Below are 25,263 nucleotides of genomic sequence, written 5' to 3' on the forward strand. Positions count from 1 at the left end.
GCCAAGCTGTGGATAACTGGATGCCGTCGTAGAGCCCGCTGCATCCCTCTACACACCGCCCCCGGCTTCGCCAGTGGGAGAAAGGCGGCTATGCCGCATGGGGCCATTGACCGCCCTCACTTTTTGTATTACAGTGAAATACAAAGGAGGTGCATCATGGCCGTTAGCCGTATGGTTCAAGCCCGCGTTCCGGGCGACATTCAGGACATTGCAAACCAAGTTATCGAGGCTTCTGGCCTGACGGTGAGCGATGTTGTGCGCGTGCTCATGACCCGCATTGCTCGGGACAAGATCATCCCGCCCGGCCTGTTCCAGCCCAACGCCGAAACGCTGGCAGCCTTCGCCGAGGTCGAGCGCGGTGGCCTCCAGCGGTTTGATTCGGTTGATGCTCTGTTCGCCGATCTTCATGCGGAAGATTGAGCCGACAACTGCATTCAAGCGGGATTTCAAGCGAGAGGGAAAAGGGCCACACCGCGCCGTGTTGGACACCGATTTGAAGCAGGTCATCACGGCCTTGGCGAACGATGTACCGCTTGCAGTGAAGCACCGAGACCACCCCCTGACTGGCAACTGGAAGGACTACCGCGACTGCCACGTCCGCCCCGATTTGGTGTTGATCTATCGGCTCATGGATGGCGACGGTACAGAGGACAACCCCGCCCGTCTTGTGCTGGCGCGGCTTGGCGCGCATTCGGAGCTGGACCTCTGACGGTCACATGCCCATGCTGGGGCCGCTGTCCCTCTCGCGCCTGCTGCTGCGCTGCTGGGCTTCCTTGGCCTGTTCCTGCTGGTACTTGACCGCCTCGGGATGGGTGACACCGCCTTGACCATGCGGGCCACGTAGTCGGCCTCATGGCCTGCCTTGCGGGTCGGTAGCTCCGGGCTGGCCTGCTCGATGGCCCCGCCGATCTGGTCGGGGCTGAATCCCTTGCGGGCCATGTCCACCCCGATCATGTAATCGGCCTTGGACACGTCCATAGACGCGCCAAAACGCGCATTCCACCTCGATCAAGCAGGGCACAGTGACGGCCTCGCTGATGCTGCGCAAGCTCGGCAGCTATCCGCGTCAGAACGGCCTGGCCGTGGCGCTGCGCGAGCTGGGCCGTATCGAGCGCACGCTGTTCATCCTGGACTGGCTGCAAGGCGTCGAGTTGCGCCGCCGGGTGCATGCCGGGCTGAACAAGGGGGAAGCGCGCAACGCGCTGGCCCGCGCCGTGTTCTTCAACCGCCTGGGCGAAATCCGCGACCGCAGTTTCGAGCAGCAGCGCTACCGTGCCAGCGGCCTCAATCTGGTGACGGCGGCCATCGTGTTGTGGAACACGGTCTATCTGGAGCGGGCAGCGCATGGGCTGCGTGGCAACGGTCATGTCGTGGATGATGCGCTGTTGCAGTACCTGTCGCCGTTGGGCTGGGAGCACATCAACCTGACCGGCGATTACCTCTGGCGCAGCAGCGCCAAGGTCGGCGCGGGCAAGTTCCGACCGCTACGACCACTGCCACCGGCTTAGCGTGCTTTATTTTCCGTTTTCTGAGACGACCCCGATGAGACTGAAACGCCTTACCCCGCAAGCCTTTGACCGCGCTGCCGCCGACACCCGCATGGGCGACCAAAGCCCGTGAAATGGCGCGTGCCGTGCTGGTGGATGGACGTGCCCAAGTGGACGTGGCCACCGAGTACGGTATGAGCAAGCAACGTGTCAGCGGAGCCGTGGCCACTATCGAGCGGGCATACAAGAAAACCACGACGCCGGGCGTGAGTTCCATTCGCGTGGAGCAGGATCTTCCTGAAGCCTTGGCGCTTGAGCTGGCCGCTTTGGCCGAAGCAATGAAAGGGTGCGACGACGCGGCCAAATGCGCCGAGGCGCTGGATAAGGCCACGAACGCCGTGCGCAAGGCCGCCAAGCTATTGAAGGCCGCGCCATGATCTACGCGATCAACCAAGACGAGGCGCAGGGTGCTCCCTTGCGCCTTTGTCGTTTTTAAACGATAATATGAACATGTTCACCGTTCGGCACTACATCACCGAGGACGAGCACGACCCGTTTCAAGAGTGGCTGAAGAAGCTGCGCGACCCGATTGCAAAAGGCCAGGTGGTCAAGCGCGTGGGCCGCATCGAGGCGGGCAACTTTGGCGATCACAAGCCCTGCCGAGAAGGAGAAGGCGTGTGGGAGTTGCGAATCGACCAAGGCCCCGGCTACCGCGTCTATTACGCGATGGCGGGCGCGATGGTGGTTCTGCTGCTGCTGTGCGGCGGTGACAAAGGCACCCAGGACGCGGACATCGAGCGCGCCATTGGGTATTGGAAAGACTGGCAACGGAGGTCAGCATGAAGGATCGAAGCCACGACGAAGCGATGGCCGAGCTGTTCAAGGAAGACCCGGCTTTTGCGGCCGAGTACCTGAACCAGCTTCTCCAGGATGGAGAACCGGCCGATCTATTGGTGGCGCTGCGCCAGATGGCGCAAGCGCGCGGTGGTGTGCGCGCTATTGCCAAAGAAACCGAGCTGAATGCCAACCAGCTCTACCGCACGCTGTCGCCCCAGGGCAACCCGGAGCTGCGCAGTCTGTCGGCCGTGCTCAAGGCGCTGGGCCTTCGCTTGGCGGTGCAGCCAGTTGGCCAGCACCATGCCACGGCATGAATCGGAAAGCACAAAAGAAAATGCCCGGCGAGCAGGCCGGGCACTTCAAAGACCATCATCAACCCCTAACGGATCAACCCGCTTGGCAGCAAGAGACACAAACACGCCGCTGGCCGAGGCCGCCGGCATCTACAGCAGCGGCCAGCGATAAAGCGCGCCGGCCGGCGTGGGGCCGGCCGACACTTCCACAACCCACCTACCACAGAGGTGAATCATGGCAACTTTGAATCCTACCAATGCAATCGTAACCCAGGCAGTTCATCATGCGGCCGCCCTGCCTTTTCCCTTGGCGTGGATCTCGCATCGTCATTTCCGGCGATGAGATCCGCCTGCAGCACCGCCAGAAATGGCGATGCTGGCCAGCCCACCCTTCCAGGCCGTGCATGGCCCGCGCCCGTGCCGCGACTTGGTGCGCGTGCTCGATGTAAGCCGCATCGCCGGTGGCTTCGGCGTCGGCCAGGAACGCAGCCACGGCCTCGGCGCTTGTCAGCCATTCGGCCGGGTCAAACGGTGTCAGCATTTCACGGCCTGCGGCCTTCGTCATCTGGCGAAGTGCAATCAGTAGCTCGCCCTGGTCGCCATCCTCAAGGATGCTGTGCAGCAGTTCCACCGCATAGGCCGGGTCTTTGCGGAAAGCCTCTGCCATTGCGTCGTCGTGCGGGCGTGCGCGCACTTGGTCAGCTTCCAGGGCTTCACAGGCCGGCCACTCGCGGCCAACGGTCGGCGCATCCACCCATTCGCGTTGCTCTGGCGGCAATGGGTACTGGCCGGATGTTTCGGCCTCGGCCAGCAGTTCATCGAGCGTGCGGCGCACCTGGTCAGCCGTGACGGCGCGGGCCGGGTCAGCCTTCAATGCGTCATAGGCCGGGCCGGCCTTCTCATGCAGCCAGGTTTCCAGGTTCTTCGGGTCGGTCATCGGCGGTCCTTATCGAGCCAGGCCAGCGTTTCAGCATCGCGGGCGGCCACGCGGGCCAGCAGCTCGCACAGCAGCGCGGCCATGCTCATGCCGTGCGCGGCCGCGACGGCGGCAGCTTCGGCCTTCACGGCCGTAGGAACGGCGGCGCTCACGGTCTTGGTGGTCATCATTAGTAGCCCGCCTCTTTCTGGTGCCGGAAGGCCAGAACATACACAGCATCGTCGGCCGGTTCGTGGTGGTACAGGGCCACGTAGCCGGAATCCCCGAAGGCAATCACCAGCTCGCGCAGCTCGGGCGTTTCAGGGAACGGCGGGCCAATGTCGGGGGCCGTCTTCAGCAGCAGGAATTGCCGCTCGATGGCCTGGCCGGCACGCCTGGCGGCGTCCGGTGCCTTGACGGCCAGGAACCGCCGGCATCGTTCCAAGCCCTCCGCCGCGCCTTCGGTGACGATTACTTGTGGCACTCAGGCACCGCCCTTTCGTCATTGGTGCCCCAGGTGTTCAACCAGGTGCGAACTTCCTGGCCGGTCAGGTGGCGGCCGGTTTCCTTGTAGGCCGCCCAGGATGCCAAGGCTTCCTGCTTGAAGCTCTCGCGGGCTTCTTCGCGCTCGACGTACTGCTGGATCGCTTCGAGCATGATCCAGTGGGGTGAGCGCCGGCGCTGGCTGGCCAGGTGCTGGACGCGACCTTTCAGCGTATCGTCGATCTTGAGAGACGTTGACATAGTGGGCCTCTTATCACATGGTAATACCTAGTGATAATAGCCCTTCCCTGCCCCCGAGTCCATCGCGCTGAAACTGTCTTGAAAAGGCTCTTTAGGGAGGTTTTTGAGCTAGGCGCATATAAATCGAAATTTTATAAATGAGCCTGCTTGATTACGATAGGCGCATTCAGGTATGTCCAAAGGAGCCAGCATGAGCAGGACGAAGCCAGCAGCCGCGCCGATGGTGGCGCGGGTCTATCTGCGCGTCAGCACCGACGCGCAAGACCTTGAACGCCAGGAAGGGATCATCACGGCCGCGAAGGCCGCCGGGTACTACGTCGCCGGCATCTACCGCGAGAAGGCCAGCGGCGCACGCGCCGACCGGCCCGAGCTGCGGCGCATGGTGGCCGACCTGCAACCGGGCGAGGTGGTCATTGCCGAGAAGATCGACCGCATCAGCCGCCTACCCTTGCCCGAGGCCGAGCGTCTGGTGGCCTCGATCCGGGCCAAGGGTGCGCGCCTGGCTGTCCCTGGCGTAGTCGATCTATCCGACCTGGCGGCCGAGGCCCAGGGCGTTGCCAAGATCGTCCTGGAGTCCGTCCAGGACATGCTTTTGAAGCTGGCCCTACAGATGGCCCGCGACGACTACGAGGACAGGCGCGAGCGGCAGCGCCAGGGCATCGAGCTGGCGAAGCGGGACGGCCGCTACAAGGGCCGGCGGGCTGATTCGAAGCTGCGCGCCCAGGTCATTGCGTTGCGCAGCATCGGCCAGAGCATCGCGGAGACGGCCAAGCTGGCCGGGTGCAGCGTGGCCCAGGTCAAACGGATATGGGCCAGCCGCGACATGAGCCAGGCCGAAGCGGCCAGGCATGGCGCTTTCGTGGAGGAAGCCTTGACCGAGGCCGACGCCGGCGCGGCGGCCGACGTGGAGCAGGGCGCGGCCGAGCTGCCCGAGCCGGCTTTCCTTGATGATGAAGGCCCGGCCGCCGATCTGCCGATGCTCCCGTACCGAACCCAAAACCTGCCGCAAATCCTGGCGGGCCTCACCGATGACGAACTGGCGACGTGGCCCGGCGACCTGGCCGACGCCGAGCGGGCGCGGCGGCGAAAACTTTAGCAGCTAAAATATATCTAGCTTCTATATTATAATCGCTGCTACCTAGCAACTAGATAGGGGCTAAATTATGGCGGCGATTGTCGCATTCGTCTCATAGAAGGGCGGCGTAGGGAAATCCACCCTGGCGCGTGTCCTTGCACGCGAAGCGGCCGCCAGCGGCTTGCGCGTGAAGGTAGCAGACCTGGATACACAGCAGGGAACGGCTGTCGATTGGCACCGTCTGCGGCTTTCCCAGGGCATTGAACCCGTGGTGTCCGTGGAAGCGTTCGCCACGGCCGCCCAGGCGCTGGAAGCGGCCAAGGGTTACGACCTTCTCATCATCGACGGGCCGGCCCGCACTAGCTCGGCGACGCTCGACATAGCCCGCGCTGCTGATTTGATCGTGCAGCCGTCCGGCGCATCGAGGGATGACCTCATTCCGGCCGTGCGCGAGTTCCACGCACTGACAAAGGCCGGTGTCCCGAACGACCGCCTGGCGTTCGCCCTCAACCGCATCGGCACGCCGGCGGAAGAAGTCGCGGCGCGGGTCTATTTGCAGCAGGCCGGCTACACCGTCCTGGACGGGAGCTTGCGCGACCGGCCGGCCTACCGCCAGGCGCAAAACACCGGCCACAGCATCACGGAAACCCGCTTTGCGGCCTGAACGAGCGGGCCGACACACTCATTCAATCGCTCATTGACCGGGTGACAAATGGCTGACGTATCCAAGCTCAAGAAACTGAAAGGCCGGCGCGACGAGCTGGGCGCACCGCCGACGCTGGACGAGGCCAGCACGAACCTGACCGCGCCCGAGGTTGCGCCGGTAGCCAGGTCGGCCGCCGCCAACCCGCCACCGCAAGCGCCGGCGGCCAAGAAGATCGACGGCCGGAGCGCCCGCAAGACGAACCGCACGGTGCAGTTCGCCACGCGGGTGACGCCGGAATGGGATGCCCGCATCCGCGCCCTGGCGCAGCGTGAAGGTGTGCTGCTGGTCGAGATACTGGAAAAAGCCCTTGACCACTACGATAAATCTAGCAGCTAGTTTGCTGCTAGGTAGCAGATACATAATCGAAAACCGACACCTGCATTTTTCGTTAATGCAGTCTTTTCCAATTCAGGTATGAGCCTGAACGCAGGGGCCGCGAGAGATGATTCAGGAGGCTTCTTTGGGTCGTCGGTTGAACAGGTCGAAGAGTTTAGAGCGGGCGACATTCATGGCGTTGGCCGCGTCCAGATCGCTGATCTGGGCGGCCTTGGCCTGTAGGTCTTCGATGGTGATGCCAGGGCGCAGGTACTGCTGGGCGTCGGCCAGGCGGGCGAGCTTCTCCAGCCGGGTTTGCACCATGTCGTGGGGGTAGGTCTTGCGCACCTTGCCCTTGGTATCGACGATCTCCTTGGCGAACATGCTGGGGCGATGCAGGTTCACGTAGGGATTCAGATGCTCGCGGCAGAACGTATCGATGCGCGCGGCCAAGCGCTGCGGGATATTCGGAGGACTTCGGATCTCCGAGGTCTGCAACAACTCCATGGGCGACTTCTACTGGCGTCGGAGTGCGGACAGGCGCGAGCGCTGGTGGCTGGAGATCCGGGGCAAGGGAGAAAGAACGCGGGGGATCCCGGCAACGGACGAACTGGTGTCGGAGTTGATGCGCTACCGAAAGGCGCATGAACTGTCCCCGCTTCCGCGCGAGGGCGATATTCTTCCGCTACTGGTGCCTCTCATCGGTGGTGCCCGCCCCATGGGGCGCAGTGGCGTGCACGAACTGGTCAAGAATATCTTTCGCAAAACCGCCGTGCGTCTGCGGGCGCGTGGCCCTGACCATGAGGCGGCAGCTGCTCATGTGGAGCAAGCCTCTGCCCACTGGATGCGTCATACGGCGGGGACCCATCAAAGTGACAACATGGATCTCAAAGTCGTGCGTGACAACTTGGGACATGCGAACATTGCCACGACCAGCATCTACATACACACAGAGGGCGATAAGCGCCATGACCAGACCTCCAGCTTGCACAAGCTGGGATGGCTGGCACCCTAAGGTTCGTGCTTGGACGGCGATGTCAGATGCCGATGAGATGCTGACACTCAGGCTCAAACTCCTCGGCCTTCTGCCAATCTTGATCTGCTCGCACCGAATCGCCCCGTGTTAGAATTGGCCCCGCAAATCTGCACTTCAGCTGGCCGCCTGCATGCGCGCCACGCCCCAGCACTCCGAGGCGTCGTTTTCATAGACATCGACAAAGAGCCGCCGGCAGTTCTGCTACCGCCAGGCTTTACCTCAGGAGACTGTTTCTTTGCGTACTAGTCCACTGCACCATTGAGACAACACCCCTATTGTGGTTAAATGCAACGCATGGGAAAAATGAATCTGACCGACGCCGAGCGAGACAAATTGCTGACCGCCACGCGTAGCCGCACGGCGCGCGTGGCGGACGTGCGCAGGGCCAAGCTGATCCTCATGCTCGAAGAAGGTCAGTCGCGCGACACCATCATGCAAAGGCTCGAATGCGACTCGCGTTTCATCTCCCGCTGGTCCAGCCGCTTTCTCAGCGAGCGCCTGGCGGGCATGTACGCCCGGCATCCGGGACGCGCGCCCAAGCAGCCACCGGCCAAACTGGAGGCGCGGGTGCTCAACTGCACGCTCAGGCGCAAGCCGAGCGATGGCTCCACGCACTGGAGCAGCTACAAGTTGTCGGCTGAACTTGGCGACGTATCCGTTTCTGCGGTTCAGCGCATCTGGCGCAAGCACAACGTGCGACCGCAACGACTGGATCGACACATGGTGTCCAACGACCCGGACTTCGAGACCAAGGCGGCCGATGTGATCGGGCTGTACCTCAATCCACCGGCGCACGCCGTGGTGTTCTGCGTCGATGAGAAGACCGCCATCCAGGCACTCGATCGCAAGGACCGGATGCTGCCGCTGTCGCCAGGGCGTGCCGAGAGCCACGGATTCGAGTACAAGAGAAACGGCACACTGAGCTTGTTCGCGGCGCTGAACACCGCCACCGGCCAGGTGCTGGGCAAGACCGCGGCGCGCCACACCAGCGAGCAATTCGTCGCCTTCCTTACCGACATCGTCGCCAGCCAGTGCGAGCGGCAGGAGATCCATGTCATCTGCGACAACGTCAGCAGCCACAAGACCCAGCGCGTGCGGGACTTCCTTGTACAGCACGGCAACGTGCGCATGCACTTCACACCCACGTACTCGTCGTGGCTAAACCAGGTGGAGAACTGGTTCTCGCGCATTGAGCGTGATGTCATAACCCGCGGCGTATTTACCTCGGTGCAGGACTTGGGGCGAAAGCTGATGCGCTACATCCGCGAACACAACAAGAATCCCAAGCCCATCAAGTGGAAGTACGACGATCCATCACGGCGCATTCGACAGGTGCTTATTCAATGATGCAGTGGACTAGTGGTACGCGACTTCGCAGGCGTGCTCGTGCGCCGCGGCGCCGGCACCATCGTTGTGCTCGGCTCGGTCGCCGCGCAGGATGCTGCGCCACTGATGGCCGCCTATGCTGCCAGCAGGGCCTGTGTGCAGCAGTTGGTGCACTGCGTGCGTTCCGACCTGCACGGCTCGGTCGTACGCGTCACCTGTGTGCAACCCGGTACCACCCGCACAGGCTTGCTCGATGACCAGCCGGGCCTGTCAGCCGACGAACGCTTTGCCGGCTTTACGCCGCTTGAAGCCGCCGACTTGGCCAAGACCATCTGCTGGATTCACCAGCAGCCTGCGCACGTCAATGTGCAGGAGATGACCCTGTTTCCGGTAGCGCAGAGCCTCTATGTTCGCGGTGTGCATTGCCGCGTGCCCGAGACTTGCGCGCTCACCGCCGTTCCCTGGAAGAAGGCCAAGCCAATGACTTTGATGATCGACCATGAAATGGAGGCCGTGGCGCGCCAGCTTTGGCCCTCGCCGCAGCGGCTGCAGCTGGCCACAGGCGGACTGTTCAACCGCGTGGTGCAGGTGCAGTCCCCCGTCGGCACGACCTACCTGAAGCGCTTTACCGATGCGGCCAGCTCCGGCGACTTCCCCCCGCTGCCCACCAGCGCCTCTCAGCGTTGCCTGGTCGCCTCCAACTGGCACGAACTCGCCCTGCGCGCGAGCGCGCGCGAGCCGCGCGCAGCGGTTCCGTCCCTGGTTGCAGTGCAGACCGCGCTCGACCTGGTGGCGATGGAGGAGGCGCAGGGCGAGCCGCTGTATGACGCACTCGTGGGCGATGGCCTTGGCGTCGGCGCGACGCTGCAAACGGTGACGGCATGGCTGGGCGCTCTGCACAGCCTGCCCCTTGAGCCGCGCCCGCTGCTGTGGGCCGCCAGCGGACCATTCAAGGCCTTCAAGATCGATTTGCAGTACACGCGCATGTTGCCCGAGATACCGCAAGCGTTGCACGCGGCAGGCGAGCGCTTCGTCGCCGACTACCTGCAACGCAGCGAGGAGCCCGTGCACGGTGATCTCAACTCGCGCAACATCCTGAGCGCCGAAGGCGCGGTCTCCGTGATCGACTTCGAACAGGGCCACTTCGGCGAAGGCGTGTATGACCTAGCCTATCTGCTGAGCGAGTACGTAATCCGCGACTTGCGCTTTGGGGTTGGTCCCGAAGCTACCATCACGGCGGCCTGGGAAGGCTATTGCCAAGCACGTGACCGCCACGCCAATGCGGAGACCTGGCGGCGCCTGCGTCTTCACCTGGGATTCCAAACGCTGTATCGCCTAGTGGGGCCCAGCCGCAAGGTGTGGACCGGCCACCTGGACGATGTGATGAAGGATGCGGTGCGGCGCTGGAGCACCGCAGAACTGTCGGCCTGGCTGCAATGACAGCGCGCGCCAACGTGCCGCTGGCAGCGAGCTATGTCGGCTTCTTCCTGCCGGCCGGAGTGCTCCTCAGCTACTTGCCGCCGTTTCTGGCGGGCAAGGGCCTGCAAGCGGCCGAAGTCGGACTGATCTTCAGCGCGGTCTTCGCGGTCAAGCTCGTGATGGGACCGGCGCTGGCATGGTGGGCCGACCAGGCGCAGCGCCAGCAGTTGCTGCTTGCGCTGGTGGCCTGGGCCAGCGTGGCCTGCGGCATTTTGCTGGCCATGTCGGAGCGCTTCGGCGTCGTGCTCGCAAGTGTCATCTGTATCGCGGTGTGCCGCAACTACTTCCAGTGCATGCTCGAGGCGCTGGCCACGCGCGTGAAGAACGCCGGCGGCGCACCGCGCTACGGCTTGATGCGCGGCATCGGCTCGGCGTCGGTCTGCCTGGGCGTCGTGCTGTACGGCGGCCTGTGGTCGGCTACTGCGGGCTACCAACAAGTCGTGCTACCGCTGATGATCCTGGCTTCTGGGTTTGTGCTGATCGTGTGCCTGCGCGCGGTCGGCGCCGCGAGCGCAGCGGCCGCAGCACCACCCGCCCCCGCCATTGCTGCGGACCCGGGGCGCGTGCGTGCCGTCTCGGCCCTTTTGCTGCTCGCAGGTGCCACACTGCTTATCGGCGCTAACGGCGTGTTCTACAGCACGGCCACGCTGCTCATGGCGCAGCGTGGCGTGAGTCCCGCCGGCATCGCGCTCCTGTGGTGCGCGGCCTTCGGCATCGAGGCGCTGGGCTTTGCGGCCTTCGACCGGCTGCGCGCATGGTGTGGCACGGCATGGTTCTTCAGCGTGGCCGTTATGCTAGCTCTGGCGCGCTGGCTACTGTTTGCGCAAAGCGGCGAGCTCGCATGGATGGCCGTGGCCTTCGCCTTGCACGTCGCGTCGTTCTCGTGGCTGCATGCGTTTTGCGCAAACTGGGTGCGCGACGCCAGCCCCACGAAATTCGCCGTGACGGCGCAGGCGGTCTACACAGCCTGCGCGCACGGCATCGGCATCGCCGCAGCCGCCTACGCTGCGAGCCTGCTGCTGCCCAGTCTGGGAAGCGGCGTCTACTGGATCGCCGCCGTGATGACGCTGGCCGGCGCGCTTACGCTCGGCCTGCGCGCAGCGCTCGCTGCTGCGCCCGACGTGATGAATTTGAGGACATCATGAGAAATCCGAACCACATCGCCGAGCTGCTCTCCGACAAGATCCAGCGCGCCTGCTCCAACGCACTTGCGGTCGCCATCGGCGGTTCCCACTCGACTGCGCAGCAGGACGACCAGTCCGACCTGGACCTCGTCGTGCTGCTGGAAGACGGGCCGCTCATCGATCAGTCGGCCGAACTCGCGCGCGTGCTGCTCCCGCTGATCGAGGAACCGGTGCAGTTGGTCGGCGGGCCGAGCTGGAAAGAAGGCTTTGGCTGCCGCACTTCGGTGTTGTATGGCGACGGTTTCAAGGTCGAAATCTTCGCTGTGACCGCCGACGCGGCGCCAGTGGTTGACCGAGTGCTGCGCTGGAAGCCGCTGTGGGGCAGCCGTCCCTTGCATGCGCTGCAACAAAGCGTGCAAGCGCGTCTGACTCGTGAACGCATCCTGGCCAAGGCGCGCTTCGACACCGCCTATGCCCACATGTCGGTGTGCCGACATTTGGCCCGCGGCGAGCTGTTCGCGGCGCGCCACGTACTCACAAGCTTTGTAGCCATCGCGCTTGCCTTGCGGTTACACGAGCTGGGTCGACCTTACGACACCGTCACGAGCTACAAGCGCATCGTGCGCGACGGGCTAGAAGGCGATGCAGGCGTGCAGGCTATCGAAACTGCATCCCAACTGCTTGGCGGCGGCGCGGCGGCGCTGCGCTCCTGCCTGCAGGCGTTGGTGGACATAAGCTGGCGCAGCCTCGACGCGCTGGGCAGCAGCTCGGAACAGGCCGCGCGCTTGCAGGTGCAACTGCGCGCAATTGCGCAGGTGCCGCAAAGCTGGCTGCTGGCGGTGACATGACGGAGGCGGTTCTGTTCGATCTCGACGGCACGCTCGCTGACACGAGCGGCGATTTGGCTGCCGCGACCTGCGATGCGCTCGCTGCAGTGGGTTTGCCCTCGCCTGAGCCACACACCCTGCATGCCTATGGTTCGCGCGGCGGCCGCGGCATGCTGCGCGCGGGCTGGAGCGGGGATTTGGATGACGCTTTGTTCCAGCGCGCCTTCACGGTTTTTCTGGAGCGCTATGCGCTGCGGATGTATGAGTCGACTGTGCTGTTCGACGGCGTTGGCGCTTGCCTGGAGCAACTCGCGCGAGGCGGGCGGCGCTGGGGCATCGTCACCAACAAAAGGGAGCGCTACACGCGGCCGCTGGTGAAGCATCTCGGGTTTCAGCCCGAAGTCCTGGTGTGTGGCGACATGGTGCCGCAGTCCAAGCCCGCGCCTGACAGTCTGCTTGCAGCAGCCGCTGCGCTGGGGCATGCGCCTGCTGAATGCGTGTATGTCGGGGACGATGGAAAGGATGTCATTGCGGCCGCGGCTGCGGGCATGACCTCGGTGGCTGCGTTGTATGGGTATTCGGTGCGACTGAATCACCCGGGTCTCAAAGGCGCAGACGCAGAGATCGGGACATTGCGCGCGCTGCCTAGCGTCCTGAAGGACCTCGCACAACGGAAATCATAAAATGGCGAAGAATGTGAGATTCAACTCACAGACGCCTTTCGATGTCGCCGGTTTTGGTACCTCGGTGAAGGACTTGGGGTGAAAGCTGATGCGCTACATCCGCGAACACAACAAGAATCCCAAGCCCATCAGTGGAAGTACGACGATCCATCGCGGCGCATTCGACAGGTGCCAATTCAATGATGCAGTGAACTAGCTGGATTTGGGTTGCGTAAGTCCTATGTAATAATATTCCTATTGGCTTATAGGCCATTGGCATGATTCTAACTTCGCTTATGAATTATAAATTCAACAAGACATCGAATGCAAAGTAGTATGACTGAATAGTTACCATTGTCATTGTTTGTGGGTCTCCATCTGCTCAAGCAAACGGTTTGCGCAAGAGAATGTCCACCGCGAAGACGCCAAGCACAGCCCCGGAAAGCCAGCGCTGAATGCGCATAACGGAAGGACGCTTGACGAGGAAACTGCTGACCGTAGAAGCAGCCAAGACAATCATGCCATTGACGGTAACTGCGATGGCAATCTGGATAAGCCCCAGTTGCGTGAACTGCTGGAAGGTCGATCCGGCCGAGGGATCGATGAACTGGGGGATCAGCGCCGCATACATCAACGCTATCTTCGGGTTCAGCAGGTTCGTCACCAGTCCCATCATGAATAGACGCCGGGGCGAGTGGGGAGGCAGTTCCCGTGCCTCGAAGGGAGAAACTCCCTTGGGCTTAAGCATGTTCCAGGCTAGGTAACCAAGATAGAGCGCACCGGCGATCCTGATGATGTCATAAGCCACGGGTACCGCCTTGAACAGGGCTGCCAACCCCAACCCAGAGGCCAGCAGATAGCAGACAAAACCAAGCGCGACACCTGCTAGGGAAATCATGCCAGCCATGCGTCCCTGCGAAATTGCCCGTGATGTCAGATAGACCATATTAGGCCCTGGAGTGAGCACCATACCTAAGGCGATGATGGCCACGCCCGCCAAATTCTCGAATGCAACCATCAGCGTGCTCCTTTGACAATTGGTGAATAGAGACGGTTGATTTTCGCACCAACGAAGATCACCGCAGAACAAAGCATGTTGCGCGACTGTCCGCACCACGATTTCATCGAGTTTGCCCCAGCGGGCAACACCGGTGACGGGCTGAGCGCCGCGCACACGGCCGGCGTTGCCATCGAGGGGGGCACCAGGACCGGCGGTTTCTGGGCACCGGTGTCGCGCTCGCCGTTGCGCGGTGCCGAACTGGCCGGCCACTTCCACGACCGGCAGCAGCCCGGCTTTTTGGCGGTGGCCCGCGATGGTCGGCGGTTCGCCAATGAAGCGGCATCGAACCACGATTTCGCGCAGGCCATTGTGCGGGCGGCGGGCCCCGGTGAAGAGCCGGTGCGTACATGGTGTGTGACAGCCGCAGCATCCGGCGCGTAGGCTTGGGCGACTTCATCGACCCCTGGCCGGCGTCCCTGGCGCCGCATCTGCGCTCGGCTACCTGAAGACGGGCCAGGACATCGCTGAACTGGCGGCCGCCATCGGAGTGGACCCGAGCGCGCTGCAGCGGACCATCGCCGAATTCAACGAGCAGGCGCGCCCGGGGATCGACCTTCTATTCGGCAAGGGCGCCAGCGCGTTTGATCGCTTCTACGGGGATCCGGCACATGCCGGCCCGAACAACTGCATGGGGCCGCTGGAGACGCCGCCGTTTTACGTGATCCGGATCACTGCCGGCAGCATGGGCACACTGGCAGGCTTGAAGACCGATGCCGTCGGCCGCGCATTGAACGGCAATGGACGCGCCATCGACGGCTTGTATGCCGTCGGTAACGACATGGCCAATGTATTCCAGGGTGCCTGCCCCGGCGGGGGCATCACCCTCGGGCCCGGAATGACCTTCGGCTACCTGGCCGGCCTGCACGCAGCCGATCGTCTGTCGGCACACCCGGTGGCGGCTGTGTAAGCCATCACCGCAACGACCGTGATGGAGAAGTGAACATGTCCGAACTGCGCAACTACTGGTACATCGCATGCCCCCTCAAGCCAGCTCGGCGATCGGCCACGCGCCACTCGCTTGATGGGCGAACCGATCGTGGTGTTCCGCAACGCGCAGGGCAGGGCCTATGCCCTGGAAGACCGGTGCTGCCATCGCGGCGTGCAGTTGTCGTTGGGCAGCATCACGGCTGCGGGCTCGCTGGCTTGCCGCTACCACGGTTGGGAGTACGACGGGGGCGGCCGCTGTGTGCATGTGCCATCGCTGTGCACCGGCACGCCGGTGCCGGAGGGGTTTCGCGTGCGCAGCTATCCGTGCATCGAACAGGAGCACTACGTCTGGGTATGGATGCGCGAAGGCCCGCCTACGGTGGCCGCGCCTGCTGCCATCCCCGGCGCTGGAGAACATGCATGGCGCCAGGGGACGGTGGAGGTCGCCTGCTCGGCCGACCTGATGCTGGACAACATCTTGGACTCCAGCCACATTCCATTCGTCCATGTCGGCACGCACTGGGCCTACTTCTTAAACAGGATGAGTGGTTTCAAGGAGTACGAGTACGAGGTGCGGCTGACCGAACCGGGCCTTGTGGTGTTTTACCCGCCTGTGGCCGACGCGCAAACACCCCACCAAGAACACGCGGCCTCGTACCTGCAATTCGATCTGCCCGATCGGGTCACCGTATTCCAGCGCGGGGTCAAGAATTCGTTCTTCCTCGTCATCCACCTCGTGCGCACCGGCGAGTTTCACTCTCGCGTGGAATGGCCCATGCGCCAGCGCGAAGGCGGGCATGGTGCGGAGTGGCTGGGCGACGAAAACGTCACTTTGCAGCAGGACGGCGTCATCCTGGAAAGCGCACAGCGGAACTACCGCGACTTCGGTGCGGATTTCGAGCGCAGCGTGCCAGCCGATTTCCCGTTGCTGTCGTCGCGCAAGATTGTCAGCCTCGCGCGCGCCGGCCGCTGGGCGAGTGACCGCAGCTCGCTCACGCAGCGGAAACTGGTCTTGGTGCGGCAGTAGTGGTGGATTCGCCAGTCTCCAACGTCGACCTGTCGCCTGCGGGGCAACGCCGGTGCGTTCCTCGGCAGCCAAGGCCTTGACTGGCCGACCTTGCCCGACATCACCGTTGCACAGGACCTGGCCGGCGGCGTGGTGCTGTTGACCAACTCCACCGTTACTGCCGCGATGCGTCTGGCCACCCGGTGGGCCGTCTCCACGCGCCTATCGATCTGCACAGCCTGTACCACATCCACCAGTTCAGGGCGATGGATGGCATTGATAGGGCGCTTGCCGATTTTGGGGAAAACGAAACGCTCCAGCGTGTTCGCCACCTGGGATTGGTGCTTGCCATTGGACTGGGTAGGCAGTTTGAGGCAGGCCCTGGCGAGGGTTTCAAGGGAAGGCACGGCGGCAGATGCCGGAATCACAGCATCGCACGCTGCGGCGTGGGTTTTGCGGGCCTCGGCCAGGCTGATATCAGGCCATCGGCCATCGGCCATCGGTGCGCGTTGCCTGCTTGCCCTCGCGCAGATAGTTGGCGCGCCAACCCTTGCCACCGGCCGGAGTGACGAAAAGGTACAGCCCCCCACACTGCCGGCCAACTTGTAGCCCTTGTCACGCGGCTTTGCCGGCTCCATTGCGCGCACGGTCAATGTCATGGTATCGCTCCGTCAAATGCCACGCCAGATACCATGATCGACGCTTGGCTTGCGCGGTATCGGCATGGTGTGTTTTGGGCAATCATGGACGACATCTCCAATGCATCTCCAATGAAAAAGCCCCGGCGCGTATACGGCGCCGGGGCTTTTTGGGGCTGGCTTGGATTGATTCTGGCGGAGTGGACGGGACTCGAACCCGCGACCCCCGGCGTGACAGGCCGGTATTCTAACCAACTGAACTACCACTCCTGGCAGGCAGCCTTTCGCTCGCATCTTGCGACACGAGCCAAGCGCTACGACTTGGCGACCCCACGGGGATTCGAACCCCGGTACTCACCGTGAAAGGGTGATGTCCTAGGCCTCTAGACGATGGGGTCAAAACCTTGGAACGAACCGATAACAAACGCCGACGAACTATTGGCAGATTCTGGTGGAGGTAACCGGGATCGAACCGATGACCTCTTGCATGCCATGCAAGCGCTCTCCCAACTGAGCTATACCCCCACCCAATGGCAACCGACACCCATGGCTCATCACCCCAAGTGCCCGCCACCACAATCCGAGCCGCAGATTATAAGCAGACTTTCAGCGGTTTCTCAGACGCGCCAGCACTTTTTCGCGCCCCATGAGTTCGAGCAGGGCATCGACCGATGGCGTGTGGGCCGTGCCCACGGTCAGAACCCGGGTCGGCATTGCCAACTGGGGCATCTTCAAGCCCTGGCTGGCCAGCACCTGTTTGAAGGCGGCTGCGATGGCTGGCCTGTTCCATTCGCAGCCGGACAGCGCATCGGCCAGCGCATCGAGCGCAGGCGCGATGGCCTCGGTGACATGCAGGGCGCGTTCGGTTTCTGCCGGGGTGACGTCAGCGTAGAACACCTGCGCCCAGTTCGCCAGCGCCACGGTGGTGTCGCAGCGGTCCTTGAACAAGGCGCAGATCCGTGCCAGCCGGCCGTTCGCCAGTCCGTTGGCCAGTTCCTGCTGCGCTACGCCCCGCCGCTGCAATTGCGCGGCGACGAGCGCCGCCAGCGCATCGTCGGCCATGGCCTTGAGGTGCTGTGCGTTGATCCAGCGCAGTTTGGCTTCGTCGAACTGGGCGGCGCTGCGGCCGAGGTGATCGAGGTTGAACCATTGCAGGAACTGCGCGCGGCTGAAGATCTCGTCATCGCCATGGCTCCAGCCCAGCCGCGCCAGGTAATTGATCATCGCATCGGGCAGGTAGCCCTCATCACGGTACTGCGTGACGGGTTTTGCGCCGTGGCGTTTGCTCAGTTTCTCGCCCTGCTCGTTGAGCACCGTGGGCAGGTGGGCATACACCGGCGGCTCCTTGCCCAGTGCGTGGAAGATGTTGATTTGGCGCGGCGTGTTGTTCACATGGTCGTCACCACGGATCACATGGGTGATGGCCATGTCGATATCGTCGACCACTACGCAGAAGTTGTAGGTGGGTGTGCCGTCGGGGCGCGCAAGCACCAGGTCGTCGAGTTCGTCGTTGCGGATCTCGATGCGGCCCTTGACCTTGTCGTCCCATGCCACGACGCCGCCCTGCGGGTTCCTGAAGCGCAGCACCGGTGACATCCCTGCGGGCACGGGCGGCAAGGTCTTGCCGGGTTCGGGACGCCAACTGCCGTCATAGCGTGGCTTTTCTTTGGCGGCCAGTTGCTTTTCGCGCAGCGCATCGAGCTCGGCCACGCTCATGTAGCAGGGGTATGCATGGCCAGCGGCCTGCAACTGCGCGAGCACGGCCCGATAGCGTTCCATGCGCTGCATCTGGTGGAAGGGGCCTTCGTCCGGCTCCATGCCCAGCCACTGCATGCTTTCCAGGATCACGTCGAGCGCCGCCTGGCTGGAGCGCTGCTGGTCCGTGTCTTCGATGCGCAGGATGAAGTCCCCGCCCATGGCGCGGGCAAACGCCCAGGGGTAGAGCGCTGAACGGATGTTCCCCAGATGGATGAAGCCGGTCGGTGATGGGGCAAAACGGGTGCGCACGCGGGCCGTGCCGGAAGCAGTGGTGTCAGTCATTTCCGATGAGGTCTCTGGCTTCTTGCGAGTTTGGCAGCGTCAGGCGCGAGTTGTCCTCATCGCCCTCTGGCTGGTCCACACGTCCTTCATTCAGGCGGGCGATGCCCTCGGCCGTGATGTCGCCGGTGACATACACGCCGTCAAAGCAGGAGGCGTCGAACCCGGCAATGGCGCTGTTGAGCGAACCCACGGCCTTTTTCATGCCATCCACATCCTGGTAGATGAGCGCGTCACAGCCGATGGCCTGGCGAATTTCTTCGACCGTGCGGCCATGGGCCACCAGTTCGCTGTTGGTGGGCATGTCGATACCGTAGACATTGGGGTAGCGCACCGGCGGCGCGGCGCTGGCCAGGTAGACCTTGCGCGCGCCTGCGTCGCGTGCCATTTGCACGATCTCGCGGCTGGTGGTGCCGCGCACGATGGAGTCGTCGACCAGCAGCACGTTGCGGCCCTTGAACTCGCTGGCGATCACGTTGAGCTTTTGGCGCACGGACTTCTTGCGCACGCCCTGCCCGAGCATGATGAAGGTGCGGCCCACATAGCGGTTCTTGACGAAGCCTTCGCGGTACGGGATGCCCAGCAGTTGCGCCAATTGCATGGCGCTGGGGCGGCTGGACTCGGGAATCGGGATGATCACATCGATTTCATTGGGCGGCACCGTCGACACCACGCGCTTGGCCAGCGCCTGGCCCAGGTTCAGGCGCGCCTGATAGACGGAGATGCCGTCGAGCACTGAGTCAGGGCGCGCCAGGTACACGAACTCGAAGATGCAGGGGTTCAGTTGCGGGTTCTCTGCGCACTGGCGCGCATGCAGCTTGCCGTCGAGCGTGACGAAGATGGCTTCGCCGGGCGCTATGTTGCGCTCGAACCCATGCGCCGTGCCTTCCAGCGCCACCGACTCGCTGCCCAGCATCACCGTGCCGTCCTGGCTGCGCCCCATGGCCAGCGGGCGGATGCCATGCGGGTCGCGAAAGGCCAGCAGTCCATGGCCGGCGATCAGCGCGATCACGGCGTAGGATCCCTTGACGCGCCGGTGCACGGCACGCACGGCAGTGAAGGCGTCTTCGGGCTGGAACGGCACGCCACGGGTGGCGCGCTCGAGTTCGTGCGCAAGCACGTTCAGCAGGACTTCGGAGTCGCTTTCGGTGTTGATATGGCGGTGGTCGGTCAGGAACAACTCGGTGCGTAGCTCGCGGGCGTTGGTCAGGTTGCCGTTGTGCACCAGCACGATGCCGAATGGCGCGTTGACGTAAAACGGCTGCGCCTCTTCCTCGCTGCAGGCATTGCCGGCCGTGGGGTAGCGCACCTGGCCCAGCCCGGCATTGCCCGGCAAGGCGCGCATGTTGCGCGTGCGGAACACGTCACGCACCATGCCCTTGGCCTTGTGCATGAAGAACTTGCGGCCCTGCTGGGTCACGATGCCCGCTGCGTCCTGGCCGCGGTGCTGCAACAGCAGCAATGCGTCATAGATCAGTTGGTTGACGGGCGCAGGACTGACGACACCGACGATTCCACACATTTGTATTCCATCCGTTCAGGAAGGCAGATACCTGCCAAAGTCTTGCGGCAACGCCGGTTTCAAACCCTTGAGCATTGCAGCCAGCACCGGTGCTGCCTGCGACTTTTGCCACCACAGCGCTTCGTGCAGCGGAGTCAGGCGCACCACCACCGCCACGGCCAGCAGCAAGACCACACCGCGCAATATGCCAAAGGCCGCGCCCAGGGCGCGATCCACAGGGCGCAGGCCGATCGCATCCACCAGTTTCTTGCCCGACCGGGCCAGAAACCCGCACAAAAATACCGACACCACGAACACCACGACAAAGCCTGCCGCATAGCGCAGCGCAGCGGCGGAATCGCCCATCGGCAACCATGCCGCCATGTCGGCAGCCAACCACTGTGCGACAAAGAACGACAGGATCCAGCCCAGGACCGACAGCAGCTCGAACACCAGGCCGCGCCATGCGCCGATCAGCATCGAGAGCAGCAGTGCCGCGAGAAAAATCCAATCCAGCGCAGCCATGGGGTGGACAGCTTTGGGCGACCGGAGATGGCGTCATAGCGCCAGGATGGAAGCCGACAGATCCAGCGCCTTGATGCGCGCCGCAGCCTTGTCCGCCTCAGCCCGGCTGGCATAAGGTCCGACACGCACGCGGGTGCGCTTGCCGTCTTTGGTGTCCACCACCTGGGTGTAGGTCTTGAGACCGGCGCGCTCCATCCTGGCGCGTACATCCCGGGCTTTGTCGGCATCGGCAAAAGCGCCCACCTGCACGATGAAGCGCTCCTGTGCCGCAGCCTCCGGCCCGGGGCTGCGGCCTTCGAGCAATGCCAGTGCGCGGGCAGCATCGTCAGCCCGTGCCGGCTTCGGGGTTGGCCTGGGAGCGGCAGCAGGCGCTGTGGCCGCAGTGTGCGCAGGCTTTGACGCCGCCGCCGAACGGGCGCCTGGCAGCCGCTCTTGGCCATCGGCAGGGCCGTTGGCCGTGGCATCGGGCGGTGTCGGGGGTACGGCAGGGGTCTGCACGGGGAGAGTCTGCGCAACCGGTACCTGCGTGGAAGGGGTCTGCGCAGCCGGTGCCGGCACCACCAGCGGGGCGACCTTGTTGCGATCCGGAATCTCGATCGGAATATCCACCGCAATCGGCCGTGGCTGGGTATCGAACAGCAGCGGAAAGCCGATGACGCCGGCCAGCACCAAAACGGCGGCGCCGATCAGCCGATGCCGCGCACGGCGGCGCATCACCTCGATGCTCTCGGTCGGGGCGCCCGCGCCCTTGGCCGGCTTTTCGGCCGGTTGCGGCGCACTCTGACCGGGCCATCGAAACTTGAAAAATGCCATGGGAGGGTAACGACTCGTGACTCGTGCGCGCTTCATGCGCCCGGATGGTTGGCGTGCAGACGGGCAGGGCCATCGAGCAACACCCCCCCGACCGTGTAAAACGAGCCAAAGACCACGATTCTATCAGCGGGGTCTGCGGCCGCCATCGCCGCCCGCAGGGCCTGCACCGGGTCGGCGTGCACGCTCGACGTGACGGCACGCCGCTGGCCTGCCAGCGACTGCACGGCCTGCCATTTTTTCTGCAAGGCGGCCGCCGTTTCAGCGCGCGCAGTGGGCAAATCGGTGAAATACCAGCGCTCCACCAAAGGGCCCGCCCGGGCCAGCATGGTGGCCAGGTCCTTGTCGGCCATCGCACCGAAAACCGCATGTGTCGTGGGAAAGAAGCCCATCGCGTCGAGGTTGGCACTGAGCGCCGCCACCGAATGGGGGTTGTGCGCCACGTCGAGCACCAGCGTCGGCTGCCCGGGCACGATCTGGAACCGGCCGGGCAACGCCACCGTGGCCAGGCCATTGCGCACCGCCTGCGCCGTCACCGGAAGGCGCTCGCGCAAGGCCGCCAGCGCCGCCAGCACGCCCGAGGCATTGATCAACTGGTTGGCACCGCGCAGCGACGGGTAAGCCAGCCCCGCATGGCGCCGACCGCGCCCGGCCCAGCTCCATTGCTGCTGGTCGCCCGAAAAAGTGAAATCGCGCCCCGGACTCCAGAGGTCGGCCCCGATCTCCAGCGCATGGTCGGTCACGCTGCGGGGTGCCATCGGGTCACTGACGATCACCGGGCGGCCGGAGCGCATGATGCCGGCCTTCTCGCGGCCGATGCTCTCGCGATCAGGGCCGAGGTATTCCTGGTGGTCGATGTCGATGCTGGTGATGATCGCGCAATCGGCATCGATGATGTTGGTCGCGTCCAGCCGTCCCCCGAGGCCGACCTCGACAATCGCCACATCGAGCCGCGCCTGACTCATCAGGTGCAGGATGGCCAGCGTGGTGAACTCGAAATAGCTGAGCGACAGCGCAGCGCCGTTGAGCGTTCTGGCGTTCTCCACGGCCTGGAAATGCGCCAGCAGATCGGCGGCAGCGACGATGCTGCCATCGATGCGGCAACGCTCCTCGAAATGCACCAAATGGGGCGATGTGTACATGCCGGTGCGGTAACCGGCCTGCAGCGCCACGGCCTCCAGCATCGCGCAGGTCGAGCCTTTGCCGTTGGTGCCGGCCACCGTGATCACCGGGCAGTCAAAGCGCAGCGCCATGCGGCGCGCCACTTCGCGCACGCGCTCCAGGCCCATGTCGATAGCGCGCGGGTGCAGCCGCTCGCAATGCCCAAGCCAGCCCGCCAGGGAATGAATGTTGGTGTGCATACAGCCGGGGATTGTCGCCGAGCCTGACATAGGTGCATGATGCGCGGCATGACGAGACCCCGAATCACCATCTACGGCATTGCGAATTGCGACACCGTCAAGAAATCCCGCCACTGGTTCACACAGCAGGGGCTGGAGCACCAGTTCCATGACTTCAAAAAGCAGGGCCTGCCCGCAGGGCGGCTCCCGGCCTGGATGGCCGCCGTCGGCTGGGATAAGTTGCTCAATCGCCAGGGAACTACTTGGCGCAAGCTCGACTCTGCCACCCAGGCGACAGTCCAGGACCCGGCGACGGCCAGCGCCGTGATGCAGGCCCGGCCCAGCGTCATCAAGCGCCCGGTGGTGGAGTGGCAGCCAGATGGCCCCACGCATGTCACGCATATATCCGTCGGGTATGTGCCCGAACAGTGGCAGACTTGGGGCCATCAGCCGTCCCGGGCTTGACGGCTCCCGGGCACGGAAATGACAGGAACAGGGGCCAAGGCAGGAACTGTGCTTGCGGGCCGCAACTTTTCAACCGCCTGGTGCGTTGAGTACCCACCCGAAAGGAGTTTTCCAATGAAAAAGACCCTTATCTTTTCCGCCGTCGCCATCATCGCCGGCACCGCCGGCGCACAGGAACAAGGCCGCGTGCTGTCGGCCACGCCGATCGTGCAACAGGTGGGCACCCCGCGGCAGGTGTGCGGCAACGAAACCGTGTACAGCGGCAACCGCACCAGTGGCGCCGGGGCCGTGATGGGCGCAATCGCCGGCGGTGCCGCCGGCAACGCCGTTGGCAAAGGCACCGGTCGTGCCGCCGCAACCGCCATCGGTGTGCTGGGCGGAGCAATACTCGGCAACCAGATCGAAGGCGGTCAACCCCAGTACCAGAACGTGCAGCGCTGCACGACCGAGACCTACTACGAGAACCGCACCGTCGGCTACGACGTGGTCTACGAATACGCCGGGCGCCAGTACAGCACGCGCACGCAAAACGACCCGGGCCACTGGATCAGCCTGAGCGTGCAGCCGACGGGCCAGACCTACTCCGCGCCGCCGCCGGTCATCTACAGCCAGCCTGGCGTGGTGACCTCGACCTGGTCCGTAGCGCCGGTCTACCCGCCGCCGCCCATCCATCTGACTCCGCCGGTCACGGTGATCGAATATGGCTACGACAGCGGGCGCCCCGACTACCCGCACCACCGCAACCCCTACTGGCGCTGAGCCGGCCGCTGATCGATATACGGCGACGTTGCGGCCGCATCGCGCTTTGCCCTGAGCATGAAGTCCACCGTCTGTCCAGACCGATCCACCGCCCGGTAAATAAACCCATTTGCCGCGAATCTTCCGCCAATAGGTCTCGTCGACACGCCATGGCCGCCCCGTTGGGGTGGCAAAACGATTCCAGCGTTTGACGAACTCCGGCGTATCACGTTTCAACTACTTGCGCCACGTGCTGATATGGGCCATAAGGCTTCGACCCGCCCGTTACGAACGCATATATAGAAATCGTGCAGATTGACTGTCGGATCGCAATGCGATGGAGCCAGCTTGATCGTGGTTCCCAATGGCAGGACGACCCCGCCATCGAGGGCAATGACTCCATGCTCGTCAGACGCCGCAACCAAACGCATGTCGTTGTGTGAGTGGACTGCGGGGAGGCCTTTTTCCAGAGTATAGGATTTGAGGCCCGCATCTACAATCGCGCGCCCTGAGACAGCGGTGCTCATGACCGTCGTCAGTATGAACAGACTTTGCTCAAACTCAGCGTATGGTTCCCCGTCGCTGCCCTCTATAGCCGAGTACTCACCATCCATGAAGATATAGGATCCACACTGCAACTCAGTCCATAGGCGCGACAGTCCCTCGAACATGTAGGTGCCGGTGCCACCACCGGTAATGACCTGGCACCGCAAGCCTTCCCGCTTGATTGCGTCGATACTCAGGCGGACTGCGGTTGCGGCGGCTTCGATCGCTTTCTCGCGATCCGCGTATTCCCTCACATGTTGCGCTTTGCCTTGGTATGCCTGCAAGCCAAGAAATTTCAGGCCGGGGGCCGCTTCGATATATTTGGCCAACGCCGCCGCAGCGTCTCCCGGCACGACACCGCAGCGCCGCATTCCCAGGTCGATTTCCACCAGTGCTCCAAGCTCGACGTCAAACTCCTGCGCAGCTTTCGAGGCGGCATCCACTTGTTCGAGCGCATCGAAACAAAGGGAAATGGTGGTGCTTTTCGCCAGCGCAGCCAACCGGCGAAGCTTGCGAATGTCCAGTACCTCGTTGCTGACGAAAATATCCCGTACTCCGCCTTGCACGAGTGCCTCTGCTTCACCGACCTTCTGGCAACACTGACCGACCGCACCCATCTGTATCTGCTTTAGGGCGATAGCGGCACATCGATGTGTTTTGGCGTGCGGTCGCAATCGAATTCCCGCCAGGTCTGCGAATGCGGCCATTTTTTTCATATTTCGCTCGAACGCATCCAGATCTACGATCAGAGCGGGGGTGTCGATTTCCGTTACGGCGTCACCTATCCGTGCTGGAACAAAATTCATATATAACCTTTCATGGTAACTATCCAGCGGCAGTCAA

Annotated in this window: 30 protein-coding genes, 3 tRNA genes and 5 pseudogenes; 20 read left to right on the plus strand and 18 right to left on the minus strand. The window is 63.5% G+C overall.

Translation table 11 applies throughout. The annotated features are described in order from the left end of the window. Positions 1-156: 156 nt before the first annotated feature. Together VEIS_RS16240 and VEIS_RS16245 are read left to right on the plus strand one after the other, a co-directional pair. A complete protein-coding gene (locus VEIS_RS16240) occupies positions 157-420 on the plus strand; it encodes a type II toxin-antitoxin system RelB/DinJ family antitoxin (protein WP_041950935.1) in 264 nt (87 codons plus the stop codon). Next, positions 407-709, plus strand: coding sequence for a type II toxin-antitoxin system YafQ family toxin (locus VEIS_RS16245; protein ID WP_011811064.1), 303 nt, complete (start codon positions 407-409; stop codon positions 707-709). The genes VEIS_RS16240 and VEIS_RS16245 overlap by 14 nt, the downstream gene beginning before the upstream one ends. Here VEIS_RS16245 and VEIS_RS31670 read toward each other — a convergent pair. Then, entirely contained in the window at positions 619-978 is a 360-nt protein-coding gene (locus tag VEIS_RS31670; protein WP_407831823.1) for a hypothetical protein, read from the minus strand. The two genes, VEIS_RS16245 and VEIS_RS31670, sit on opposite strands and share 91 nt — an antisense overlap. A 20-nt stretch (positions 979-998) precedes the next feature. On the opposite strand from VEIS_RS31670, the pseudogene VEIS_RS16250 reads away from it, so the two are divergent. The 4 genes and pseudogenes from VEIS_RS16250 to VEIS_RS16265 form a co-directional block, all read left to right on the plus strand. Further along, positions 999-1,508: pseudogene (locus VEIS_RS16250) on the plus strand (Tn3 family transposase); the annotation flags it as partial. 65 nt (positions 1,509-1,573) lie between these two features. Further along, positions 1,574-1,924, plus strand: coding sequence for a TrfB-related DNA-binding protein (locus VEIS_RS16255; RefSeq protein ID WP_232287719.1), 351 nt, complete (start codon positions 1,574-1,576; stop codon positions 1,922-1,924). A 67-nt stretch (positions 1,925-1,991) separates the two neighbouring features. Beyond that, the gene (locus VEIS_RS16260) at positions 1,992-2,330 is read left to right on the plus strand and encodes a type II toxin-antitoxin system RelE/ParE family toxin (RefSeq protein ID WP_011811067.1); all 339 of its coding nucleotides are present in this window, start codon (positions 1,992-1,994) and stop codon (positions 2,328-2,330) included. Further along, positions 2,327-2,638 (plus strand): addiction module antidote protein, encoded by a 312-nt coding sequence (locus VEIS_RS16265; protein ID WP_011811068.1) that lies wholly within the window; start codon positions 2,327-2,329, stop codon positions 2,636-2,638. The genes VEIS_RS16260 and VEIS_RS16265 overlap by 4 nt, the downstream gene beginning before the upstream one ends. Before the next feature lie 526 nt (positions 2,639-3,164). Here VEIS_RS16265 and VEIS_RS31810 read toward each other — a convergent pair. From VEIS_RS31810 to VEIS_RS16280, 4 genes and pseudogenes are all read right to left on the minus strand, one after another. Further along, a pseudogene (locus VEIS_RS31810) lies at positions 3,165-3,311 on the minus strand (helix-turn-helix domain-containing transcriptional regulator); the annotation flags it as partial. Positions 3,312-3,550: 239 nt separating this feature from the next. Next, entirely contained in the window at positions 3,551-3,724 is a 174-nt protein-coding gene (locus VEIS_RS28900) for a hypothetical protein (RefSeq protein ID WP_011811070.1), read from the minus strand. Further along, positions 3,724-4,017: a type II toxin-antitoxin system RelE/ParE family toxin gene (locus VEIS_RS16275; protein WP_011811071.1), complete on the minus strand. Its 294-nt coding sequence runs from the start codon at positions 4,015-4,017 to the stop codon at positions 3,724-3,726. The genes VEIS_RS28900 and VEIS_RS16275 overlap by 1 nt, the downstream gene beginning before the upstream one ends. After that, the gene (locus tag VEIS_RS16280) at positions 4,005-4,277 is read right to left on the minus strand and encodes a CopG family ribbon-helix-helix protein (RefSeq protein WP_011811072.1); all 273 of its coding nucleotides are present in this window, start codon (positions 4,275-4,277) and stop codon (positions 4,005-4,007) included. Before VEIS_RS16280 ends, VEIS_RS16275 begins: the two co-directional genes overlap by 13 nt. Positions 4,278-4,467: 190 nt before the next feature. On the opposite strand from VEIS_RS16280, the gene VEIS_RS16285 reads away from it, so the two are divergent. The 3 genes and pseudogenes from VEIS_RS16285 (at position 4,468) to VEIS_RS16295 (ending at position 6,394) form a co-directional block, all read left to right on the plus strand. Beyond that, entirely contained in the window at positions 4,468-5,373 is a 906-nt protein-coding gene (locus VEIS_RS16285; RefSeq protein WP_011811073.1) for a recombinase family protein, read from the plus strand. A 109-nt stretch (positions 5,374-5,482) separates the two neighbouring features. After that, positions 5,483-6,016 (plus strand): annotated as a pseudogene (locus VEIS_RS16290) (hypothetical protein); the annotation flags it as partial. Between the two features lie 48 nt (positions 6,017-6,064). After that, positions 6,065-6,394: a hypothetical protein gene (locus VEIS_RS16295; protein WP_011811074.1), complete on the plus strand. Its 330-nt coding sequence runs from the start codon at positions 6,065-6,067 to the stop codon at positions 6,392-6,394. Positions 6,395-6,505: 111 nt separating this feature from the next. Here VEIS_RS16295 and VEIS_RS16300 read toward each other — a convergent pair whose 3' ends face one another. Continuing rightward, positions 6,506-6,880, minus strand: a complete 375-nt coding sequence (locus tag VEIS_RS16300; protein ID WP_232287720.1) for a hypothetical protein — start codon at positions 6,878-6,880, stop codon at positions 6,506-6,508. Here VEIS_RS16300 and VEIS_RS16305 point away from each other — a divergent pair. The 6 genes from VEIS_RS16305 (at position 6,879) to VEIS_RS16330 (ending at position 12,848) form a co-directional block, all read left to right on the plus strand. Then, positions 6,879-7,388 carry a tyrosine-type recombinase/integrase gene (locus tag VEIS_RS16305; RefSeq protein ID WP_232287721.1) on the plus strand — a complete coding sequence of 170 codons (510 nt, stop codon included), beginning with the start codon at positions 6,879-6,881 and terminating at the stop codon, positions 7,386-7,388. The genes VEIS_RS16300 and VEIS_RS16305 overlap by 2 nt on opposite strands. Positions 7,389-7,694: 306 nt before the next feature. Continuing rightward, positions 7,695-8,756, plus strand: a complete 1,062-nt coding sequence (locus tag VEIS_RS16310) for an IS630 family transposase (RefSeq protein ID WP_011811077.1) — start codon at positions 7,695-7,697, stop codon at positions 8,754-8,756. 12 nt (positions 8,757-8,768) lie between these two features. Further along, complete coding sequence (locus VEIS_RS24875; protein ID WP_011811078.1) at positions 8,769-10,175, plus strand: SDR family NAD(P)-dependent oxidoreductase; 1,407 nt, start codon at positions 8,769-8,771, stop codon at positions 10,173-10,175. Further along, the gene (locus VEIS_RS16320) at positions 10,172-11,359 is read left to right on the plus strand and encodes an MFS transporter (RefSeq protein ID WP_011811079.1); all 1,188 of its coding nucleotides are present in this window, start codon (positions 10,172-10,174) and stop codon (positions 11,357-11,359) included. The genes VEIS_RS24875 and VEIS_RS16320 overlap by 4 nt, the downstream gene beginning before the upstream one ends. Further along, complete coding sequence (locus tag VEIS_RS16325) at positions 11,356-12,186, plus strand: nucleotidyltransferase domain-containing protein (protein WP_011811080.1); 831 nt, start codon at positions 11,356-11,358, stop codon at positions 12,184-12,186. The genes VEIS_RS16320 and VEIS_RS16325 overlap by 4 nt, the downstream gene beginning before the upstream one ends. Continuing rightward, on the plus strand, positions 12,183-12,848 hold the full coding sequence (locus VEIS_RS16330) for an HAD family hydrolase (RefSeq protein ID WP_011811081.1): 666 nt from the start codon (positions 12,183-12,185) through the stop codon (positions 12,846-12,848). The genes VEIS_RS16325 and VEIS_RS16330 overlap by 4 nt, the downstream gene beginning before the upstream one ends. A gap of 361 nt (positions 12,849-13,209) precedes the next feature. Here VEIS_RS16330 and VEIS_RS16335 read toward each other — a convergent pair whose 3' ends face one another. After that, the gene (locus VEIS_RS16335) at positions 13,210-13,845 is read right to left on the minus strand and encodes a LysE family translocator (protein ID WP_011811082.1); all 636 of its coding nucleotides are present in this window, start codon (positions 13,843-13,845) and stop codon (positions 13,210-13,212) included. A 75-nt stretch (positions 13,846-13,920) separates the two neighbouring features. On the opposite strand from VEIS_RS16335, the gene VEIS_RS31195 reads away from it, so the two are divergent. The 3 genes and pseudogenes from VEIS_RS31195 to VEIS_RS31675 form a co-directional block, all read left to right on the plus strand. Beyond that, the gene (locus tag VEIS_RS31195) at positions 13,921-14,268 is read left to right on the plus strand and encodes an FAD-binding protein (RefSeq protein WP_157048547.1); all 348 of its coding nucleotides are present in this window, start codon (positions 13,921-13,923) and stop codon (positions 14,266-14,268) included. A 100-nt stretch (positions 14,269-14,368) separates the two neighbouring features. Further along, a complete protein-coding gene (locus VEIS_RS31200; RefSeq protein WP_265259905.1) occupies positions 14,369-14,794 on the plus strand; it encodes an FAD-binding protein in 426 nt (141 codons plus the stop codon). An 84-nt stretch (positions 14,795-14,878) separates the two neighbouring features. Continuing rightward, positions 14,879-15,322, plus strand: a pseudogene (locus VEIS_RS31675) (Rieske 2Fe-2S domain-containing protein); the annotation flags it as partial. Between the two features lie 365 nt (positions 15,323-15,687). Here VEIS_RS31675 and VEIS_RS31680 read toward each other — a convergent pair. The 9 genes from VEIS_RS31680 to folC all read right to left on the minus strand — a co-directional run bounded on the left by VEIS_RS31680 (position 15,688) and on the right by folC (position 22,692). Continuing rightward, positions 15,688-16,479 carry a phage integrase central domain-containing protein gene (locus VEIS_RS31680; protein ID WP_407831824.1) on the minus strand — a complete coding sequence of 264 codons (792 nt, stop codon included), beginning with the start codon at positions 16,477-16,479 and terminating at the stop codon, positions 15,688-15,690. 172 nt (positions 16,480-16,651) lie between these two features. Then, positions 16,652-16,728, minus strand: a tRNA-Asp gene (locus VEIS_RS16350). Between the two features lie 52 nt (positions 16,729-16,780). Next, positions 16,781-16,856: transfer RNA gene (locus tag VEIS_RS16355), tRNA-Glu, on the minus strand. 51 nt (positions 16,857-16,907) lie between these two features. After that, positions 16,908-16,983: transfer RNA gene (locus VEIS_RS16360), tRNA-Ala, on the minus strand. An 81-nt stretch (positions 16,984-17,064) separates the two neighbouring features. Then, on the minus strand, positions 17,065-18,498 hold the full coding sequence (gltX, locus tag VEIS_RS16365; protein ID WP_011811085.1) for a glutamate--tRNA ligase: 1,434 nt from the start codon (positions 18,496-18,498) through the stop codon (positions 17,065-17,067). Beyond that, complete coding sequence (gene purF / locus VEIS_RS16370; RefSeq protein WP_011811086.1) at positions 18,491-20,017, minus strand: amidophosphoribosyltransferase; 1,527 nt, start codon at positions 20,015-20,017, stop codon at positions 18,491-18,493. Before purF ends, gltX begins: the two co-directional genes overlap by 8 nt. A gap of 15 nt (positions 20,018-20,032) precedes the next feature. Beyond that, positions 20,033-20,521, minus strand: coding sequence for a CvpA family protein (locus VEIS_RS16375; protein ID WP_011811087.1), 489 nt, complete (start codon positions 20,519-20,521; stop codon positions 20,033-20,035). 33 nt (positions 20,522-20,554) lie between these two features. After that, on the minus strand, positions 20,555-21,334 hold the full coding sequence (locus VEIS_RS16380; protein WP_041950107.1) for an SPOR domain-containing protein: 780 nt from the start codon (positions 21,332-21,334) through the stop codon (positions 20,555-20,557). Between the two features lie 32 nt (positions 21,335-21,366). Further along, the gene (gene folC / locus VEIS_RS16385) at positions 21,367-22,692 is read right to left on the minus strand and encodes a bifunctional tetrahydrofolate synthase/dihydrofolate synthase (RefSeq protein ID WP_011811089.1); all 1,326 of its coding nucleotides are present in this window, start codon (positions 22,690-22,692) and stop codon (positions 21,367-21,369) included. A gap of 48 nt (positions 22,693-22,740) precedes the next feature. Here folC and VEIS_RS16390 point away from each other — a divergent pair, with 48 nt between their 5' ends. Together VEIS_RS16390 and VEIS_RS16395 are read left to right on the plus strand one after the other, a co-directional pair. Then, a complete protein-coding gene (locus VEIS_RS16390; protein WP_041950942.1) occupies positions 22,741-23,136 on the plus strand; it encodes an arsenate reductase in 396 nt (131 codons plus the stop codon). A 114-nt stretch (positions 23,137-23,250) separates the two neighbouring features. Further along, positions 23,251-23,895 (plus strand): glycine zipper 2TM domain-containing protein, encoded by a 645-nt coding sequence (locus VEIS_RS16395; RefSeq protein ID WP_011811091.1) that lies wholly within the window; start codon positions 23,251-23,253, stop codon positions 23,893-23,895. Between the two features lie 29 nt (positions 23,896-23,924). Here the strand turns inward: VEIS_RS16395 and VEIS_RS30680 are convergent. Both VEIS_RS30680 and VEIS_RS16400 read right to left on the minus strand, forming a co-directional pair. Further along, positions 23,925-24,054: pseudogene (locus VEIS_RS30680) on the minus strand (DDE-type integrase/transposase/recombinase); the annotation flags it as partial. 53 nt (positions 24,055-24,107) lie between these two features. Next, positions 24,108-25,226 (minus strand): DSD1 family PLP-dependent enzyme, encoded by a 1,119-nt coding sequence (locus tag VEIS_RS16400; protein ID WP_011811092.1) that lies wholly within the window; start codon positions 25,224-25,226, stop codon positions 24,108-24,110. Between the last annotated feature and the right edge of the window lie 37 nt (positions 25,227-25,263).

It is taken from the genome of Verminephrobacter eiseniae EF01-2 (genome assembly GCF_000015565.1).
GTDB lineage: Bacteria > Pseudomonadota > Gammaproteobacteria > Burkholderiales > Burkholderiaceae_C > Acidovorax > Acidovorax eiseniae.